The 18,234-nt window shown below is 50.9% G+C and carries 16 protein-coding genes; 9 read left to right on the top strand and 7 right to left on the bottom strand.

Annotated features, from left to right (window positions below; translation table 11 throughout):
- Positions 1–26 precede the first annotated feature (26 nt).
- The 5 genes from bktB to BV405_RS01005 all read left to right on the top strand — a co-directional run bounded on the left by bktB (position 27) and on the right by BV405_RS01005 (position 7,512).
- Positions 27–1,262, top strand: coding sequence for a beta-ketothiolase BktB (bktB, locus tag BV405_RS00985; protein WP_086478981.1), 1,236 nt, complete (start codon positions 27–29; stop codon positions 1,260–1,262).
- The gene (locus BV405_RS00990) at positions 1,262–3,601 is read left to right on the top strand and encodes a 3-hydroxyacyl-CoA dehydrogenase/enoyl-CoA hydratase family protein (RefSeq protein ID WP_086478982.1); all 2,340 of its coding nucleotides are present in this window, start codon (positions 1,262–1,264) and stop codon (positions 3,599–3,601) included. Before bktB ends, BV405_RS00990 begins: the two co-directional genes overlap by 1 nt.
- 174 nt (positions 3,602–3,775) lie before the next feature.
- On the top strand, positions 3,776–5,365 hold the full coding sequence (locus BV405_RS00995; RefSeq protein ID WP_245832191.1) for a fatty acyl-CoA synthetase: 1,590 nt from the start codon (positions 3,776–3,778) through the stop codon (positions 5,363–5,365).
- 133 nt (positions 5,366–5,498) lie between these two features.
- Positions 5,499–6,737 carry an ABC transporter substrate-binding protein gene (locus BV405_RS01000; protein ID WP_086478983.1) on the top strand — a complete coding sequence of 413 codons (1,239 nt, stop codon included), beginning with the start codon at positions 5,499–5,501 and terminating at the stop codon, positions 6,735–6,737.
- A gap of 247 nt (positions 6,738–6,984) precedes the next feature.
- Entirely contained in the window at positions 6,985–7,512 is a 528-nt protein-coding gene (locus BV405_RS01005) for a hypothetical protein (protein WP_086478984.1), read from the top strand.
- A gap of 14 nt (positions 7,513–7,526) precedes the next feature.
- Here BV405_RS01005 and BV405_RS01010 read toward each other — a convergent pair whose 3' ends face one another.
- The 4 genes from BV405_RS01010 to BV405_RS01025 are packed head-to-tail and all read right to left on the bottom strand — an operon-like array spanning position 7,527 to position 10,432.
- Positions 7,527–7,937: an NUDIX hydrolase gene (locus BV405_RS01010; protein WP_086478985.1), complete on the bottom strand. Its 411-nt coding sequence runs from the start codon at positions 7,935–7,937 to the stop codon at positions 7,527–7,529.
- A gap of 23 nt (positions 7,938–7,960) precedes the next feature.
- On the bottom strand, positions 7,961–8,710 hold the full coding sequence (locus BV405_RS01015) for a ParA family protein (protein WP_086478986.1): 750 nt from the start codon (positions 8,708–8,710) through the stop codon (positions 7,961–7,963).
- A complete protein-coding gene (locus BV405_RS01020) occupies positions 8,707–10,230 on the bottom strand; it encodes a CHAD domain-containing protein (protein WP_086478987.1) in 1,524 nt (507 codons plus the stop codon). Before BV405_RS01020 ends, BV405_RS01015 begins: the two co-directional genes overlap by 4 nt.
- A gap of 7 nt (positions 10,231–10,237) precedes the next feature.
- Positions 10,238–10,432, bottom strand: a complete 195-nt coding sequence (locus tag BV405_RS01025) for a ribbon-helix-helix protein, CopG family (protein ID WP_086478988.1) — start codon at positions 10,430–10,432, stop codon at positions 10,238–10,240.
- 216 nt (positions 10,433–10,648) lie between these two features.
- Between BV405_RS01025 and BV405_RS01030 the strand changes: the two genes are divergently transcribed.
- A complete protein-coding gene (locus BV405_RS01030) occupies positions 10,649–11,071 on the top strand; it encodes a hypothetical protein (protein WP_086478989.1) in 423 nt (140 codons plus the stop codon).
- 104 nt (positions 11,072–11,175) lie between these two features.
- Here the strand turns inward: BV405_RS01030 and BV405_RS01035 are convergent, their stop codons facing one another.
- Together BV405_RS01035 and fusA are read right to left on the bottom strand one after the other, a co-directional pair.
- Complete coding sequence (locus tag BV405_RS01035) at positions 11,176–11,355, bottom strand: DUF2986 domain-containing protein (RefSeq protein WP_086478990.1); 180 nt, start codon at positions 11,353–11,355, stop codon at positions 11,176–11,178.
- A 123-nt stretch (positions 11,356–11,478) separates the two neighbouring features.
- Positions 11,479–13,566, bottom strand: a complete 2,088-nt coding sequence (fusA, locus tag BV405_RS01040; RefSeq protein WP_086478991.1) for an elongation factor G — start codon at positions 13,564–13,566, stop codon at positions 11,479–11,481.
- Between the two features lie 388 nt (positions 13,567–13,954).
- Between fusA and BV405_RS01045 the strand changes: the two genes are divergently transcribed.
- The 3 genes from BV405_RS01045 (at position 13,955) to BV405_RS01055 (ending at position 17,771) form a co-directional block, all read left to right on the top strand.
- Positions 13,955–14,848: a DMT family transporter gene (locus tag BV405_RS01045; RefSeq protein ID WP_245832192.1), complete on the top strand. Its 894-nt coding sequence runs from the start codon at positions 13,955–13,957 to the stop codon at positions 14,846–14,848.
- A gap of 172 nt (positions 14,849–15,020) precedes the next feature.
- Entirely contained in the window at positions 15,021–16,316 is a 1,296-nt protein-coding gene (brnQ, locus tag BV405_RS01050; RefSeq protein WP_086478992.1) for a branched-chain amino acid transport system II carrier protein, read from the top strand.
- 246 nt (positions 16,317–16,562) lie between these two features.
- Positions 16,563–17,771 carry a YbfB/YjiJ family MFS transporter gene (locus BV405_RS01055; RefSeq protein ID WP_086478993.1) on the top strand — a complete coding sequence of 403 codons (1,209 nt, stop codon included), beginning with the start codon at positions 16,563–16,565 and terminating at the stop codon, positions 17,769–17,771.
- Positions 17,772–17,845: 74 nt separating this feature from the next.
- On the opposite strand, the gene BV405_RS01060 is transcribed toward BV405_RS01055, so the two are convergent.
- On the bottom strand, positions 17,846–18,136 hold the full coding sequence (locus BV405_RS01060; RefSeq protein WP_086478994.1) for a hypothetical protein: 291 nt from the start codon (positions 18,134–18,136) through the stop codon (positions 17,846–17,848).
- Between the last annotated feature and the right edge of the window lie 98 nt (positions 18,137–18,234).

Consider the following 18,234-nt stretch of genomic DNA (forward strand, 5'->3'; position numbering starts at 1 on the left):
CAAGAATAACTGCGAAGGATTTAGCGATGTCTGCAACAGATTTAACTCAGTTTGATTTAACCCTGTTTGGTTTAACCCAGGTCGTTATTTTGGATGGTGCCCGCACCGCGATAGGCTCTTTTGGTGGCTCCCTGAGCCAGTTTACACCTGCGGAGCTGGGCACTTTTGCGGCTAAAGAAGCGATCAAACGCTCTGGTGTACCGGCTAGTGAGATCGACCATTCGGTCTTTGGCCATATCATTACTACCTCACCGCAGGATGTGTACCTTTCCCGTCATATCGCTCTCAATGCCGGTTTGCCGGTGGAATCTGCGGCGCTGAATGTAAACCGTCTGTGCGGTTCTTCTGTGCAGTCGCTGATCTCTGCCGCTCAGATGATTGCTGCCGGTGACAGCCGCATAGCGCTGGCTGGTGGGGCGGAAAGTATGAGTCAGGGGGCGTATCTGCTGCCCAATATGCGCTTTGGTCAGCGTATGGGTGACGGTAAAACTCTGGATATGACGCTGGATATTCTGAGTGATCCCTTCGATAGCGGCCACATGGGTATCACCGCAGAAAATATCGCTGGCCGATACGGATACAGCCGTGAGCAGTTGGATGCCTTCGCTCTGACCAGCCATCAGCGAGCCAGCACCGCGATCAAAGAGGGGCTGTTTGACTCTCAGATTGTGCCGGTAGAAATCCGCCATAAACGGGAAACACGTCTGTTTGCAACCGATGAACATGTCAGAGCTGATATTACCGCCGAAGGTCTGGCCAGCCTGAAGCCCGCCTTTAAGAAAGAGGGACTGGTAACGGCTGGTAACGCCTCGGGCATTAACGATGGTGCAGCGGCACTGGTGCTGACCTCACAGGCGGAAGCGGAGCGCCGTGGCCTGAAACCCCGTGCCCGTTTTGTCAGTTACGCCTTTGCCGGTGTTGAGCCGGATGTGATGGGGCTGGGGCCGATTCCTGCGGTGAAGATCGCACTGGAAAAAGCCGGTCTGACGGTTGCTGATCTGGATCTGATCGAATCCAACGAAGCTTTTGCCGCCCAAGCGATGGCGGTGACGGAATCCCTCGGACTGGATCCTGCCAAGGTAAACCCTAATGGCGGTGCCGTGGCTCACGGTCACCCGGTGGGAGCAACCGGTTCCATTATCACCCTGAAAGCCCTTTATGAACTGGAGCGCATCGGTGGTCGTTATGGCCTTATCACCATGTGTATCGGTGGCGGACAGGGGATTGCGCTGATTGTCGAAAACCTCAAGGAGCGTAACTGATGGCTGAACTTCAAATCCGCCGGGTGGCGGTGATCGGTGCCGGAGTTATGGGCGCTGGCATCGCAGCGCAGGCGGCCAATGCCGGTGCGCAGGTGCTGCTGTTGGATCGCGCCTCTGAAGGCGCGAATCCTGTCGAGCGCAGCCAGATCGCTGCTGATGCGTTGGCACGTATGCTAAACGCAGGCTCACGAGGTGCACTGATGTCTGCTGAAGTGGCGGATCGGATCTCAGTGGGTAATACCGAGGATCATCTGGCAGAGCTGGCTGATCAGGACTGGATCGTGGAAGCCATTGTCGAGCGCCTGGATATCAAACAGGCGCTGTACCGCAAGATCGATCAGGTTCGGGCACCGCACTGCATGGTGTCATCCAATACCTCCACCCTGCCACTGCGTCATCTGCTGGAAGGGATGAGTGAGGGCTTTCGTAAGCACTTTGTCGTGACTCACTTCTTTAACCCGCCGCGCTATATGCGACTGGTGGAGTTTGTCTCCACGGATGAAACTTCGCCAGAAGGACTGGCGGCACTTAAAAGCTTCAACGACAAAGCCATGGGTAAAACCGTGATCACCTGTGCGGATCGCCCGGGCTTTATCGCAAACCGTCTTGGGGTGTACTGGATGCAGGTTGCCCTTCAGGAAGCGATGGCGCTGGAACTGGATGTGCGTCAGGCCGACCAGATTATGCAGCTGTGTGGTTTCCCTAAGACCGGCGTTTTCGGGCTTTGGGATCTGTGTGGTATCGACCTCATGCCTGAGGTAACCACAAGCCTCAGTCGTCTGCTGCCGGAAGAAGATGCTTTCCAGCGATACGCCAAGTCACCAGACATTATCAGTACCATGATCGAAAACGGCTGGCATGGCCGTAAGGGCAGGGTGCTGCAGGGCTTTTATCGACAGACTCAGGATGAGGCCGGAAATAAACAGCCGCTCCAGCTGAATCTCGGCAATCTTGAATATCAGCCTCTGGCAGACCTGCCGGACTGGTCGAGCCTCAAGCTCAAACCGGGTGCGCTGCCGGCACTGGTTCAGACAGAAGATAAGGGCGGCGAATATGCCCGACGTGTGTTGAGTCGGGTTGTGGCCTATGCGGCCTCCCTGTTACCGGATGTGGCGGAGGATATTGATGCTATCGATACCGCCATGCGTCTGGGCTACAACTGGCGTTTCGGCCCTTTTGAGCTGAGAGACAAGATAGGCGCTGGAACCTTTGATGCTCTGCTTAAGAAAGAGCAGAAAGGCGATCCTGATTCTTTTGCCGAAACAGCACCCTGGCTGCAACAGGCCTCAGAAGACCACAAATCAGGTTATTGCACGCTGGAAGGTGTGGATCATCAGCTAACCAGCCATCAGCTCAATCTGACCGGGGGCTATCAGCCTATTCAGCGTGCTGAAGGCATAGTGCACTGGTCCGATCTGACTCAGGGTCAAGCGTTGATAGAAGGTCAATTTAGCCGACTCTGGCAGTTGGATGATGAGCTGCTTTGCCTTGAACTCTCCGCCCGAATTAACGCCCTGAGCACCACGCTGCTGGATGAGCTGGAAGCTGCTTTGGGTCAGGCTATTGAGGGCAATCAGGCCTTATTGATCGCCAGTAGCGGGGCTGTCTTTGCTGCAGGTGCGGATCTGAAAGAGTTTATGCAGCTGAGAGAGTCCGGAGGCCTGGAAGACTATATCCGTCGTGGACAGCAGCTGTTTCAGCGTATCGAAGCATCGCCGGTGCCTGTCGTCGCTGCAGTGGCCGGTAAGGCGCTCGGCGGTGGGGTAGAGCTGCTGATGCACTGTCATCATGTGCAGCTGGCGGCAGAAGCTCAGTTGGGGCTGGTGGAAGCTCAGGTGGGGATTGTTCCCGGCTGGGGTGGCTGTAAAAAGCTGTTGGCTCACTCAAGTCGGCTGATGGGGGCTGATCGGGCGATTGAACACTGCTTTAACACCCTGAGATCTGCCCGGGTCAGTTACTCCGCTTTGGAGGCGCAGGCGCTGGGCTTTGTCTCAGAACGCAGCGATGTCAGCATGAACGCCGATCGTCTGCTGGGGGATGCTATTGCTGTTGCCCGATCACTTAAAGCCAAAGGTGAGACGGTCACTGTTGACTCTGAGTTACCGGTTTTGACCGCTTTCCAGCCTGAAGCGATCTCGGGTCAAACCTCTGAACAAACCACCTATCAGGAGCATCTGGAGCAGTCATTATTGTGCCTGCTGAATCAGGCGAGCAGTGAAGGCTGGTATCAGGCATTTGATGAGCTGGAGCTTGCGACTGATCTCAAGCTGGCGCAGCAGGAGGGCTGTCTTGCCCGCATGCTGCACCTGTTATCCACCGGAAAGCCCCTGCAAAACTAAGGTGAGATAACCTGTGGGGTTTTGATCAATTTGGCCGTTTCGGTCAATAAAAACGACCGTTACGGCCATTGTTCGCACCGATCAGGCGTTATTAACTAGCTGACGCCTGTTCTGAAAAAACTCTTATAACGATTCTTTTAATACAAAAACAATAAGTAAGAAGAGAGGTGTCGCATGTCGACCATGGATATGGCTCAAGTAATTGCCCGTGCTACCCGCAACACCATCGGCGATGGTCTGGAACGCTCCGCCCGCCGAAATAATACCAAGATAGCTCTGCAGTATGCGGACCGTCGATGGAGCTTTTCAGAACTGAATTTGGCTGTTAATCGTGTGGCGAACCACCTGATTGCAGCGGGTCTGGATAAAGGTGATCGCGTTGCCGCTTACGGTAAAAACTCCGATGCTTACCTGCTGCTTTTCCTCGCCTGCGCCAAAGCGGGTCTGATTCATGTACCGGTGAATTTTGCGCTGGTAAAAGAGGAGCTCCTCTATGTGCTGAATCAGTCCGGCGCTAAAGCCCTGTTTTCTGACTCCAGCCTGAAAGCCCATATTGATGAGGTTTATGATCAGGTTGATCTGACCCTGCATGGCAGTCTGCATGCCGCTGACCCTGCTGCAACCTCTGATGAAAAGCTGGATATTCTGACGGTTGCTCTGGATTCATCTCTGAATTCTGCCGCGCCGGAACGTGAACTGAGTGATAGTGATGTGGTGCAGATTCTCTACACTTCCGGCACCACCTCGGATCCGAAAGGTGCCATGCATACCCATCGCTCCCTGATGTCGGAATACGCCAGTTGTATTAATCATCTGGATATCGCACCGGATGATCGTGGACTGGCTGCGCTGCCGCTGTATCACTCTGCTCAGATGCATGTGTTCAGTATGCCTGCGCTGTTGTCAGGCTCCTTCTCCTACCTGATCGATACCCCAACACCAGACCTGATTCTGAAACTGCTGAAAGAGGAGAAACTGAACTCCTTCTTTGCACCGCCAACGGTCTGGATCGCCCTGCTGCGTCATGCCGATTTTGTAGATGCTGAGCTGCAACATCTGCAGAAACTCTATTACGGCGCATCCATCATGCCGGAGCCCATTGTGCATGAGCTGGAGCAGCGTCTGCCGGAGTCCGGTCTGTATAACTGCTATGGCCAGAGCGAGATTGCACCTTTGGCTACAGTTCTGACACCGGCGGAGCACAAGGCCCGCCCGAGTTCCTGTGGTCGTCCTGTGTCTTCGGTGTGCACCCGTATTGTTGATCCTGTCAGCGGGGAAGATTGTGCGCCGGGGCAACAGGGGGAATTAGTGCATCAGTCACCGCATCTGATGGTGGGTTACTGGAATAAACCGGAAGAGACAGCAGAAGCCTTTAAAGATGGCTGGTTCCATTCCGGTGATCTGGGGATTCAGGATGAAGAAGGCTTTATCTATATCGTCGACCGCATCAAGGATGTGGTGAATACCGGTGGTGTGCTGGTGGCCAGTCGCGATGTGGAAGAAGCCCTCTACACGCATCCATCCATCGCTGAGGTTGCTGTCATCGGTGTGCCGGATGAGAAGTGGATCGAAGCGATTGCCGCTGTGGTGGTGCTGAAGCCGGATGTCGATGTTGATGAGACGGTGCTGATCAGTCACGCCAAAGAGCATCTGGCGGCTTTCAAGGTGCCAAAACAGGTGCACTTTGTTGAACAGCTACCGAAGAACACTGCAGGAAAATTACTCAAGCGAACCCTGAGAGATCAGTTTGCTCAGTCCGCCTGATCCGGCTTTCAAATTGATCTTATAGAACCTCTGTTTGACGTTTTACCCGCTCACTGTGACTGCAGTGAGCTTTGTACGCGCAAGAACTGATAAAACAACCTTAAAAACAACAACAAGAACAAAGGAAGACCCTATGCGTTTAAAACTGAAACAAGGATTTAACCTGAAACAGCTTTCTGCTGGCGTGCTTTCTGCTCTGGCTATCTCCTCCGGTGCCCACGCCGCTGGTATGTCTGATAATGAAGTCCGCATTGGTTATATCGCTGATATGTCCGGCACCTACAGTCCGTTGGCAGGCCCGAACGGCCTGATAGCAGCCAAAATGGCAATCGCGGACTTTGGTGGCAAGGTGAATGGCAAGAAGATCACCATTGTTGCTGCGGATGATCAGAATAAGCCGGATATCGGTGCCAATAAGGTTCGTCAGTGGATCGATACCGATAATATTGATCTGGTGGCGGGTATGGTTTCCTCTGCGGTGACCATCGCCGTGAACAAGGTAGTGGAAGCCAAGGGCAAGCTGTCGATTGTTTCCGGTTCGGCCTCTTCATCGATTACCAACCAGTACTGCACGCCGAACTCGGTGCATTACGTTTATGATACTTACGCGCTGGCCCATGGAACAGGCGAGGCTGTGGTAAAAGAGGGCGGCGATAGCTGGTTCTTCCTGACCGCAGATTATGCCTTTGGTCATGCGATGGAAGGTGATGTTTCAGCGGTTGTGAAAGGCAGTGGTGGTCAGGTCGTTGGCGGTGTTCGTCACCCGTTAGCAACCAGTGATTTCTCCTCATTTATTCTGCAGGCGCAGGCATCCGGAGCCAAGATTGTGGGTCTGGCCAATGCCGGTGCTGACACCATCAATGCCCTGAAAACGGCAAAAGAGTTTGGTGTTGTTGAGTCCGGCCAGAAACTGGCGGGGCTTCTGGTCTTCCTGCATGACGTGAAGAGTCTGGGCCTTGAAACAACGCAGGGACTTCAGCTGACCACAGGTTTCTACTGGGATCGCACTCCAGAAACCCGCGCCTGGTCGAAGCGCTTTTTTGAAGAAACCGGTTCCATGCCAACGATGGTACACGCAGGTATCTACTCATCCACCATGCACTATCTGAACTCGGTGCAACGTACCGGTACAGATGCAGCAGACGCTGTGCTAGCAGATATGAAGAAGAATCCAATCAATGACTTCTTCGCAACCAACGGACGCATCCGTGATGATGGCCGCATGATCCACGATATGTATCTGGCAGAGGTGAAAAAGCCATCTGAATCAAATGGCGAGTGGGATCTGTTTAAGATTCTGCGCACCATTCCGGCTGATCAGGCGTTTCGTCCATTGGCGGAATCCAAGTGCCGACTGGTTGCCGGTCGCTGATGGTTGATCACTAAAAGCGTCAGATCGTTCAAAGCATTAACTCGTTAGTCCACCTTTTTTATCCGGACAGGGATGTCCACCTTGATAAAGCCCGACTGCTGATCATTGGCAGTCGGGCTTCTTTCATTATGGAATTAACCGATGCTGGGCAGACGGAATATTTCTTGCTGGAAGTTCTGACGTACAGAAAAGCGGCAATCCTTGCTATTTAAGGTTTGTGAGTTTGTTATCGAAGAAGGAGCTTACGATGCGAATTGAGACCGATCAGAACCTGGCACATCGCTTTGAACCCACTCAGCTAAAGAGTCTGGATGAGCTGCCGGATAAAACCTTCCGTCAGATTGTTGAAAGTAATCTGAGTTTTCTCCAATCCCGATATCAGCAGATAGAAAACTATCAGGGCAATCCTGTTAATAATACCTACGCAGAAGTTGTTGTTCGTGGTCAGGTGGTGGCTACGATTGATAACAATGGTTATCTCTCAACCAGTAATGCATTTCATGCCCAGCATCAGCTTTTAGCTGCTGCAGGCCTTAATCCTCCGGGAGTGGCTAAAGGGCCTGAACTGGCACGGGCGAGAGCAGAGATGATTGCTCAGTTGAGCGGTGGCTATATCCGTAAGAGTGAGGATGCGATGGATCAGGCGGATTACGAGGCAGCGGTAAAACCTTCGTTATCTGTAAATACCGAAATGATGATGCAGGATCCGCTGTTTCTTAACATGATGAAGTTTGAGAAAGCCCGGGAGATTTTTGCCAGCCGTCAGACTGGCTGATCAGATTCACTGGGTCACAGAAGCTGGTCGCTGATCTTTTTAGCGAGTGAGGCATCTCCCAGATGCAGAGCTAATTTGCTGACTTTGATCCATTTACGTCGACGCTGACCGGCTTCCGGCCAGCGTTTCAGCTCCTTACGGACTTTCAGCGGGTAGAGTTTCAGATTGCGATGTAGCTGTTTCCTGAGCGAGCAGGTGCTATGTCTGAAGCTTTGCTTTCTGCTGGCGCGACCCAAGACGCCAGCTTCTTCATAGGCTTCAAGCTGAGCCACATCCGCGTCGCTCAGTTTCTTTTCCGGCTTCCCTGTCGGCACAATCCAATAGCCGCGTTTTCGGGACGTGATCAGGCAGATCTGCAGGCCTTTCTTTTTGTGATAGCGAATCGGCAGTGCAGCAATTTTTAAACGCCCCTTTTTCTTTGCCATGGTCAGCTTCCCTGCTTATCCGCTCAGAGTTTCTTCAGCTTGCGTGAAATCTCCTGCCAGAGTTCCTCATAGGCCTGTCCACCGGCAGATCTCGCGGCAAAGCAGCTGACAGGGGATCTGTGTTCACCCATTTTTTCGATGTCGGTAGAGAAGGGAATAAGGGTGTCCAGCAGACGGGGGGTATCGTCCTGCATGCGCTCAATGGTGCTCTTATGCAGTTGCTTCTGGCGCTGAACCATAGAGAAGAAAGGGTAAATCATCTTAGTCGGTAAGCCATGTTTACCGAAGAAGTCCTGCAGTTGCTCATAGGTGCGTTCAGAGAGTGTTGTCGGAATCACAGGAACAACGATCATATTGGCGGCGTGGAACACCGCTTCGCTCAGGTAGCTCAGGGTCGGTGGGCAATCGAGGACAATCAGGTCGTACTCTTTTTTCAGGCCTTTTAGTACCCGTTTAAGGCGAAGCTCCCGTTTACCCTGATCGCTCAGTAAGGCATCAAAATGGCGGAAGGATTCGTGGGCGGGAATGATATCCAGATGTTCAAAATCTGAGGCTTTGATCTGTTTCAGCAGCTGTTCATAGGTTTTGAAGAAACGCTTACCCCAGTTCTTTTTGCTTGGGCGCACACGGAAGTAAAAAGATGATGCGCCCTGTGAGTCCAGGTCAATCAGAAGGGTGCGATAACCCGCCTGAGCCGCCAGATAAGCCAGGTTTACGGAGGAGGCGGTTTTTCCTACGCCACCTTTAATGCTGTAGCAGGCCAGTGTTTTCATACGGATAACCTCCCTGTTTTCGTCTCGGGTGCAGTAGGTTTTGGCATCAGTGACTCGACTCCCTGACGAACGTCTTCACTTAAAAAACTTTCCAGTTGTGCCCGAACGCGGGCTCTTTCCTGCTGCTGGCGATTGTAGAGCACACCGTTAAGAGCATGTATCGCGGCTTGGGTATCCGGGGCGACTTTATTTTGCTCAAGATACTGCTCAAGGCTTTCCCGTTGCACGGAGAGATCATTAAATTCACCCAGATTATCCTGCAGTTGTTTCAGTGCTTTTAACAGTAGGCGTATCTGTTGTTTCGGGAACAGATCGGCAAAGAATTCCAGCAGGTAGCGCAGTTTTTTGCAGCCAAGGCGAACCTCATGCACCTGCTCATCCGGTGAGGTGTCCGTGATCTCCAGTGCGTCCATGGAGATGGCGTTATAGCGACTGATAATCTGGCGGGCCGCCAGTTTTAGAACCGGCTTGTGACCCTTTTTCGTCGGTGATTTCGGGCAAAGTGCCAGATGAGATTCCAGCAGGCTGATTTTGCTGCGGTATTCCGGGCTTCTCAGTTCTGCGGCAAGTTTCTTCTGTTCCTGATGACGCTCGCGGGAAAGGTCTTTAAAGAGTTTCTGAAGACCTTCATGGAAACTATGGGGAATCAGTGACAGATAGTTCTCTTCTGATTTCAGATAAACATCCAGATCCCGGAGTCGGTTCGTAGGTCTGGCAAGTTCAGCTAAATGGGTTTTAAACCATTGGCTTTCTTCTTTGCCCAGACTTTGTTTCATCTGGCTGAACAAAGCGCGCATTCGGCGTAGGGCAACACGATACTGATGCAGGAACTGGATATCCCAGTCTCTGATGATACCTTCTTCGTTGCTTCTGACGTTATGCCAGAGTTTCTGAGCGATCAGGGCAATGGCATCGCAGGTATCCAGTTCCGGAGCCAGTTTGAATTTAGGGCGTGCAGTGTAGTCACTGGGGTGAATGCCCAGCAGTTTGAGGCTGTTGAGGAAAATATGGTGTTCCAGCTCGTTGGGTTCGCCATTGAGTACGATATTAAGACACTGGCGGTACTCTTTGTCGTAGCCTCTGAGAGCCTTAAGCTCAACCATAGTGCCGTAACCGGTCAGAATGACATTCAGGTCGCAAACCTTCTTCAGGTCTTTATTGCGAACAGCGTATTGGCAAAACTCGACCTCAAGTTCTGCCATCGGGAAAAGGCGTCGTCCCTTGGTGAGCTTCTGCAGAGCTTCTCTCAGTTGGGGATTGTCGAAATCCTTGGCGAAAACCGGGGGCTTCTCCCGATCAAAGAAACTCAGCAGGGAATTATCAACCCGCAGAACCAAGCCCTGATTATTGCTGGCTAAGAGCTGATTTTTGCGCCACAGATGCCATTCAAAGTCATCGTAGAAACTCAGGGTTTCATGGCGGATCTGCATCGGTTCCAGGTTGAATTTATGGCGATACTGTTCCAGAAGCAGTTCGGTGGATTCGCTGTCTTTTATCAGCCAGCGCGAGTGGGCGGTCATGTCGCGTTTACTTCCCTTTGATAAATGTGATTCGTCCGTCAAGGTAGGCTTGTATCAGGTTTTCGATCAGCTTCTGAACGCTGGTGTCTTCTTCAATAGCTCGAATTTTAAGTGCTTTCAGTGTCTTGCTGTCGAGGCGAAGCGAGGTGTTTTTTTTCTTGTGGTTGCTGTCTGCAGGAAGTTCCGTTTCTTGCGTTGCCATAAGCCGTTCCTTTGAGGTCATGATGTAATGACGTCATTCAGTATCATGATTCCTAATATGAATTTCAAATGACAATATTGTGACAAGGGCTTTTACTATCGGTTCGATGGTGCGGAGGAATAAGGGTTAATCGCTAAGAGTGGTTTTATTACAGCAGGGTTAACCGTTACTATGATCACTAAGGCTTCGGCCAAATCCATAATCAAGGACATTACTATGGTTAAGTTTTTTCGTGTTGGTTTTTTGGTTGTACTGACAGCCATTTCTTCGTCAGTATTTGCGGGCGTTGCAGAGGATGTGAAAGCGGTCGTAGAGGAAAATATGACGGCAACCCAAAGTGAGGATATGGAGCGTATGATGAATACGATCCATCGACAGTCGCCAAGCTATCAGGCAACCCGCCAGCAGGTGGCGCCACTTTTTCAGCAGTACGATCTGACCTACGAGCTGAATGACTACGAATTTGTCGGAATGACCGGAGAGTTTGCGGTGGTTAAGGTGAGTCAGACAACCCGGAAAGTGGGCGGGGCAGGTGCCTTTAATAACAATCAGCTTGAGCTACTGCAGGCGTTCAAGAAAGAAGGCGGTCAGTGGAAGTTCTGGTCGCAGACTATTCTGACCATGCGCTTTTTCAAGTGATTTGTTGATCACTTCCGTCTGACTGGTACTGAGAGCGGCTTCCTTCGGGAAGCTGTTTTTGTTTCTGCTTCCCGTATCTTCGCCATAGTTAGCTACTTTTCCGTTTATTCGCTTGCAGGCTGCTCGGTCTCATTCTGTGCAGCTTCTTCAGCTTCCATCTTTGCCCGCTCTGCCTTGGAGATATAACGATGCTTATTGCAGCCGCCGCTTTCAAATGCTTTTTTGCTTTGGGCGCGTTTGGCTTTTTTGGTCAGGATCTGGTTCAGTTTCTTTTTACGGTTCATAAGAGTTCCGGTCGGTGTGCGATTGTCTGCAGAATAGGACAGACAAAATAAAACCCCGGCGGCGATGCCCCGGGGTTTTGGGTGAAATAGTTCAGAACGGCAGGCAAAGCCTGCCAGTCAGAATTACTTCTTAGCGTTACGCTCTTTAACTTCAGCAATAACTTTCTCAGCAACGTTCGCTGGGCAAGCTGAGTAGTGGCTGAACTCCATAGAGAACTGACCACGGCCTGAAGTGATGGTACGCAGGTGACCGATGTAGCCGAACATTTCGGACAGAGGTACGTCAGCCTTGATGCGAACGCCCATTGCACCAGCTTCCTGGTCTTTGATCATGCCACGACGACGGTTCAGGTCACCAATAACGTCACCTACGTTGTCGTCAGGAGTGAACACGTCAACCTTCATGATAGGTTCCAGCAGCTGAGGGCCAGCTTTAGGCATGGATTGACGGAATGCACCTTTAGCGGCGATTTCAAACGCAATTGCAGAGGAGTCAACTGCGTGGAAGCCACCGTCGTACAGCTCAACTTCAACGTCCAGCACAGGGAAGCCAGCCAGAGGGCCTTGCTCCATCATGCTAGCGAAGCCTTTCTCAATCGCTGGGAAGAATTCCTTAGGAACGTTACCACCAACAACTGTAGAGGTGAACTTGAAGCCGGAAGCAACTTCACCTGGCTTGATACGGTAGTCGATCTTACCGAACTGACCGGAACCACCAGACTGCTTCTTGTGGGTGTAACTGTCTTCGATTGGCTGAGTGATAGTCTCACGGTATGCAACCTGCGGAGCACCAACAACCAGCTCGATACCGAAAGTACGCTTCAGGATGTCTACTTTAATATCCAGGTGCAGTTCGCCCATACCTTTCAGGATGGTCTCACCGGAATCTTCGTCAGTTTCAACCTGGAAGGATGGATCTTCTGCAACCATTTTACCCAGTGCAACACCCAGTTTCTCAGAAGAACCTTTGTCCTTAGGAGCAACCGCGATGGAGATTACTGGTTCAGGGAAGATCATAGCTTCCAGAGTACATTCGTGCTTAACATCACACAGAGTGTGACCAGTCTGAACGTTCTTCATACCTACAACAGCGATGATGTCACCAGCCTGAGCAGAGCTCAGCTCGTTACGGTCATCAGCCTGCATCTCAACCATACGGCCGATACGCTCTGTTTTGCCAGTTGCAGAGTTCAGTACAGTGTCGCCTTTGTTCAGTTTACCGGAGTAAATACGGATAAAGGTCAGAGCACCGAAACGGTCGTCCATGATCTTGAACGCCAGAGCACGGAAAGGCTCGTCAACAGATACAGTTGCAACTTCACCAGTTGGCTCGCCAGTCTCTTTATCAGTCAGAGGCTGAGGATCAACTTCAGTTGGAGAAGGCAGGTAATCTACAACGCCATCCAGTACCAGCTGCATACCTTTGTTCTTGAATGCAGAGCCACAGAAGGTAGGGAAGAATGCCAGGTCACGAGTACCTTTGCGGATACAACGCTTCAGGTCTTCAATAGAAGGCATTTCACCTTCCATGTAAGCTTCCATCAGGTCGTCGTCCTGCTCTACAGCAGTCTCAACAAGCATCTCATGGTATTCTTCCAGCTGGTCCAGCATGTCTGCAGGAACATCAGTGATTTCGTAGTTTTCTGGCTCGCCGGAGTCATCCCAGATGTAGGCTTTCTTGGTCAGTACGTCTACAACGCCAGTGAAATCATCTTCGATACCGATTGGCAGAGTCATAACCAGAGGGTTTGCACCCAGAACGTTTTTCACCTGATCAACAACGCGGAAGAAGTCTGCACCCATACGGTCCAGCTTGTTTACGAAGATCAGACGAGCAACTTCAGATTCGTTTGCATAGCGCCAGTTGGTTTCGGACTGAGGCTCAACACCACCGGAACCACAGAATACGCCGATACCACCATCCAGTACTTTCAGGGAACGGTATACTTCAACGGTGAAGTCAACGTGCCCAGGAGTATCAATAACGTTGAAGCGGTGGTTTTTCCAGAAGCAGCTTACTGCCGCAGACTGAATAGTAATACCACGCTCGGCTTCCTGCTCCATGAAGTCAGTGGTAGATTCACCATCGTGAACCTCACCGATCTTGTGGATCATACCGGTCAGTTTAAGGATACGTTCAGTTGTAGTGGTCTTACCCGCGTCAACGTGGGCAAAGATACCAATGTTACGATAGTGATCTAAGTTTGACATGTTTCTACGCTATACAGTCAGGTTAATTTGCGCGTCAGCCCCACCAAAAAAAGGCACTTAAGCCTTTTAGAAAGAGGTACTGCGCTTTCAATCAGATTTGATTTGCGCGCAAGTATAGCAAAAGTACTTCAAGAAAATAGACCGCAGCCCTAAAAAAACGCCGTTTTTATTGTAATTTTTGCAGTTTGAGGTTTTGTTTTCATTTCGACAGATATTCCCCTAACGCCTTGATGCATAATGAGTTGCGCCACAAATGACCTCTTTCGTCTAAAGCTGTTTCTTATCACTGGAATTTCTGATTTAGCAGGATAGAATCCACCCTCTTTTATTTTTAGAGGCAGGTATTAAGGCGTATTAAGCCAATACCTAAACACGTAGAGAGGTCTTTGTGCAGAACCCTTCCCAGGTAGTAGATGAGCATCGTTCGGCTTTGGTGCTGGGGGCCGGTCTGATTCTGATCTCAGAGTTGTTTCTGGTGCTGTCCGGCATGGTGGTAAAACATATCGCTGATGATGTACCCGTGCAGATGATTGTGTTTTTCCGCAATGCTCTGGGGCTGGTCATCCTGTTACCCTGGCTGATGCGCAACGGGCTCGATGCGATCAAAACCAGTCGTATTCGTTTGCATCTGATGCGGGCCGGTGTCGGTGTAACGGCGATGACGTGTCTGTTCTATTCCTGGGGCTATCTGCCCTTAGCTCAGGCTGCCCTACTGAAGCAAACGGCGCCTTTCTTTATCCCTGTGATCGCTTTTATCTGGCTTGGGGAGCGTATTCCGACTGTGGTGAAACTGGCGATTCTGATCGGTTTTGCTGGTACTTTTCTTGTGCTGAATCCTCAGGAAGGAAAGCTGAATGTGGCGGTGCTGATCGCATTAGGGGGCGCTTGTCTGGGAGCCCTGGCAAAAGTCACCATTCGTAAGATGAGAACCACGGAACCCGCTCAGCGTATCGTTTTCTACTTTGCCTTTTTCAGCGCGATCTTCTCTTTTATCCCGGCCTTAATGGTTTGGCAGCCTATTGGTTGGCAGACCCTGATCTGGTTGTTTGTTGTCGCAGGGACTTCAACGTTGGCTCAGCTATTTCTCAGTAAAGCTTATGGTTTGGCACCAGCCGGTCAGCTAGGGCCTTTTACCTATGGCTCTGTCGCGTTTGCTGCCCTGATGGGCTGGTGGCTTTGGGGTGAGGTCTTGTCCCTGAATACCTGGTTGGGGATTGCTCTGATTACAGGGGGCGGAATTCTGGCGATGCTGGGTAAACAGTTGGTGAAATCGACTAAATAGTATTTAAAGTTGTGCTCTAACGACTAAAAGTTGAGCTTAACTTAGTTGGTTAGGTGCTTTTGGTTGCTATTTGCAGATCTGCTGGTATAAAAGGCCGCTTTTCTATTAGAAAGGCTGGCCTTTTTTATTGCGCGAGCCGTAAAGATTAGTGCAAAAGCGACTGAGGTTTGTTTTGGATAAGCAATTAAAACCATTTGATGTGCTTGGTTTAGGTTTTATGACTTTCGCCTTCTTTCTGGGGGCGGGGAACATCATCTTCCCGACCATGGCGGGTATGTTGGCAGGCGAAGAGGTTGTGCCTACCATGCTGGGCTTTCTGCTGACTGCAGTAGGCTTACCGCTTTTAGGGCTTTTTGCTGTGGCTAAAGCCGGTGGCGGTATTTCTCAAATGACAAAAATGCTGCATCCGGGTATCGGCATTTTTATCTCCGTTGCTATTTTCATCATTATTGGGCCTCTGATTGCCGCTCCACGTACTGGTCTGGTGGCGTTTGAGTTAGGTATCAAGCCGTTTGGTGAAGAGCCTCTGATCAGTCAGTTTGGTTATTCGCTGCTGTTTTTTGCGGTGGCATCACTGCTGGCTCTTTTTCCGGGCAAGCTGATGGATTCCATCGGTAAGGTGCTGACACCTCTGTTGATCGTGCTGTTGGTCGCGCTTTCCTTTGCGGTACTGACAGCCAGTGGTGGTCAGGTGTTGCCAACGGATGCAGCCTACCTTGAAGCCCCTTTCGCGAAAGGTATTCTGGATGGCTACAGCACCATGGATGCATTGGCTTCCATTATGTTCGGTATGCTGATTGTTGATCTACTGAATAAGAAGGGTGTGACCGATTCCGCTAACCAGTACCGTTATCTGGTGATTGCAGCCCTGATTGCTGCAGCGGGTCTGGCGTTTGTTTATGTTTCTCTGTTCTTCCTGGGCGCAGGTTTCGGTGTTGAAGGCGCCAGTTCTGGTGGCGCAATTCTGACCGCGTTTGTCGCAAATGAGTTCGGTACTCTTGGGCTAATCGTGTTGTCTGGCGTGATCACTCTGGCGTGTCTGACCACAGCGGTTGGTCTGCTGAGTGCGTGCTCTGATTATTTCTCTCAATTGACGCCAATCCCTTATGCGGGCTATGTCGTGATCAATGCTGTTTTCTGCATCATGATGGCAAACCTTGAACTGGGTGTGCTGATTGAACTGAGTATTCCTGTTCTGGTATCGGTTTATCCGATTGCTGTTGCTCTGATGCTGTTCAGTGTGTTCTCTGGCCAGATCGGTATGAAAAAGCCAGCATTGGCACTGACGCTGTCGGTTTCATTGTTCTTTGGTGTGCTTGAAGGTCTGAAAGCTGCTGGCGTTAAACTGCCTGATCTGAGTTTTATGCCACTGTATGATCTTGGTCTGGCATGGGTTCTGCCAACGGTTATGGTTCTGGCATTCTTTGTTCTGATGGGGCGTGTAAAGCCTCAGACGGTAGCGTCCTGAATCGTGTAACAAAGTGCCTGAACGCCATGTTCAAGTGCTTTCAGAGCCTTGGTTATAGCTGATAGCTGAGCCTCTGCGTTGAAAGAAAGAAGCCCGCCACTGCAACTTGCAGTGGCGGGCTTCTTTGCTTTTATCCTGGCAAAAACACTAAGTATCTTTTTTTGAGATTACAGGTATCAGTTTAATTCATTTCTATTGATGGCTGGGCTGTCTTATGGTGGAGGGCTCTAATATAAGGAGTTCACCATGGGGCAGGTTCAGCGTTTTCAGGTGCTACTGGCTGGGGTTTTCAGTCAGATCATCTGCATCGGTATTGCACGATTCTCATATACACCCTTGTTGCCGGTTATGCAGCAACAGACCTGGATCGGTGATATTGAAGGTGGCTGGTTAGCAGCGGTTAATTATGCCGGCTATATGGCAGGTGCTTTATTGGCCGCGTCACTGAGTGATCTGCGGTTGAAGGATCTGCTCTATCGGGTCGGGCTGGTGCTGGCGGTTGTCACTACAATCCTGATGGCGATGACCGAGAACTTCTGGCTTTGGGTGATCCTGCGTTTCTTCTCCGGTTTAAGCAGTGCTGGCTCTATGTTGATCGCATCGGGTCTGATTCTGAACTGGCTGATTCGTCATGGTCATCGCAGTGAACTGGGTATCCACTTTGCCGGTGTCGGCATTGGTATCATGGTTGCCGCTCTGTTTGTAGAGCTGATGTTGCAGTTAGGACAGAGCTGGCAACATCAATGGCTCTGGTTTGGTGCTTTGGCCGCTGTGTTGGCTGTTCCCGCATGGAGTTGGTTACCCAAGCCGGATATGAGTCAGGCGCAGGGCGGTGGTCAGAATATGCAGGATATGCCGCCAACGAAAAAGTTTATGTGGCTGATGCTGACGGCTTATTTTTGCGCCGGTTATGGCTATGTAATCAGTGCGACCTTTATTGTGACCATCGTTGAGCGTATTCCGCAGTTGACCGGAATGGGGGCGCTGACCTTTGCGGTTGTCGGTTTGGCTGCCGCCCCTGCAGTGATGAACTGGGATCTGATTGCCCGAAAAGTGGGCTATCTGAATGCCCTCATCATGGCATATAGCCTTCAGATAGCGGGTATTATTCTGCCGACCTTTTTCCACTCCCTTGAAGTTGCACTGTTCAGTGCGCTGCTCTTTGGCGGTACTTTCATTGGTTGTGTCAGCTTGGTTCTGACGATGGCTGGCAGGCTTTATCCCTCCAAACCGGCGAAGCTGATGGGAAAGATGACGCTGTCATACGGAGCCGCTCAGATGATAGCGCCTGCTTTAACCGGGATTCTGGCTGAGCAAACCGGTCATTACGATATTGGGCTGTGGTTGGCAGGTGGTTTTGTTGCTGCAGGCACCGTGCTGATTGTCTGGCTGAAACTGACAGATGAAACCGCTCAGATGCTGGATGAAAGCGGGCGCTTACAGACAGCTTCTTAGTGTTTTGGGGGATATTCGCGTCAGGAGAGCACTAAAGATCTTTCAATTCGAGATTGTGAATTCTGGCAGCCGAATCAGGCTGCCAGTTCGTTTAGCATCAGACGGATCTGAGGCTCTATATCTGCCGGAGCATGGCAACCAATGCTGTTGGCCAGCTCTTTTTGTTCATCCCTTGGCAGGGAGCAGCGGCACTGTTGCAGCCAATGTTGGCCAACAGAAACCTCATCCATACAGTGATAGGCGATAGCCAGATAAGGCAGTACCTGAGGGTTTTTATTGATCAGCCAGAGATCCATGGCGCTTTCTTTCAGAAACCAAAACTGTCCATCCTTCAGCAGCTGGTTAAGATAGCCTGAAATGGTCATGTTGTTACTCGCTGTTTTAATGTGGGCTTTTATATTCTGGTAAAGGCTTGCTGGCTTGTCACTCTTGAGAAACTGACGGATTCTGACCCCGATTTTTA

The organism is Oceanospirillum sanctuarii, assembly GCF_002150805.1.
GTDB classification, from domain to species: domain Bacteria; phylum Pseudomonadota; class Gammaproteobacteria; order Pseudomonadales; family Halomonadaceae; genus Oceanospirillum; species Oceanospirillum sanctuarii.

Coding starts and splice junctions, on each gene's coding strand:
- bktB (WP_086478981.1), top strand. CDS start 27: ATGTCTGCAACAGATTTAACTCAGTTTGATTTAACCCTGTTTGGTTTA.
- BV405_RS00990 (WP_086478982.1), top strand. CDS start 1,262: ATGGCTGAACTTCAAATCCGCCGGGTGGCGGTGATCGGTGCCGGAGTT.
- BV405_RS00995 (WP_245832191.1), top strand. CDS start 3,776: ATGTCGACCATGGATATGGCTCAAGTAATTGCCCGTGCTACCCGCAAC.
- BV405_RS01000 (WP_086478983.1), top strand. CDS start 5,499: ATGCGTTTAAAACTGAAACAAGGATTTAACCTGAAACAGCTTTCTGCT.
- BV405_RS01005 (WP_086478984.1), top strand. CDS start 6,985: ATGCGAATTGAGACCGATCAGAACCTGGCACATCGCTTTGAACCCACT.
- BV405_RS01010 (WP_086478985.1), bottom strand. CDS start 7,937: ATGGCAAAGAAAAAGGGGCGTTTAAAAATTGCTGCACTGCCGATTCGC.
- BV405_RS01015 (WP_086478986.1), bottom strand. CDS start 8,710: ATGAAAACACTGGCCTGCTACAGCATTAAAGGTGGCGTAGGAAAAACC.
- BV405_RS01020 (WP_086478987.1), bottom strand. CDS start 10,230: ATGACCGCCCACTCGCGCTGGCTGATAAAAGACAGCGAATCCACCGAA.
- BV405_RS01025 (WP_086478988.1), bottom strand. CDS start 10,432: ATGGCAACGCAAGAAACGGAACTTCCTGCAGACAGCAACCACAAGAAA.
- BV405_RS01030 (WP_086478989.1), top strand. CDS start 10,649: ATGGTTAAGTTTTTTCGTGTTGGTTTTTTGGTTGTACTGACAGCCATT.
- BV405_RS01035 (WP_086478990.1), bottom strand. CDS start 11,355: ATGAACCGTAAAAAGAAACTGAACCAGATCCTGACCAAAAAAGCCAAA.
- fusA (WP_086478991.1), bottom strand. CDS start 13,566: ATGTCAAACTTAGATCACTATCGTAACATTGGTATCTTTGCCCACGTT.
- BV405_RS01055 (WP_086478993.1), top strand. CDS start 16,563: ATGGGGCAGGTTCAGCGTTTTCAGGTGCTACTGGCTGGGGTTTTCAGT.
- BV405_RS01060 (WP_086478994.1), bottom strand. CDS start 18,136: ATGACCATTTCAGGCTATCTTAACCAGCTGCTGAAGGATGGACAGTTT.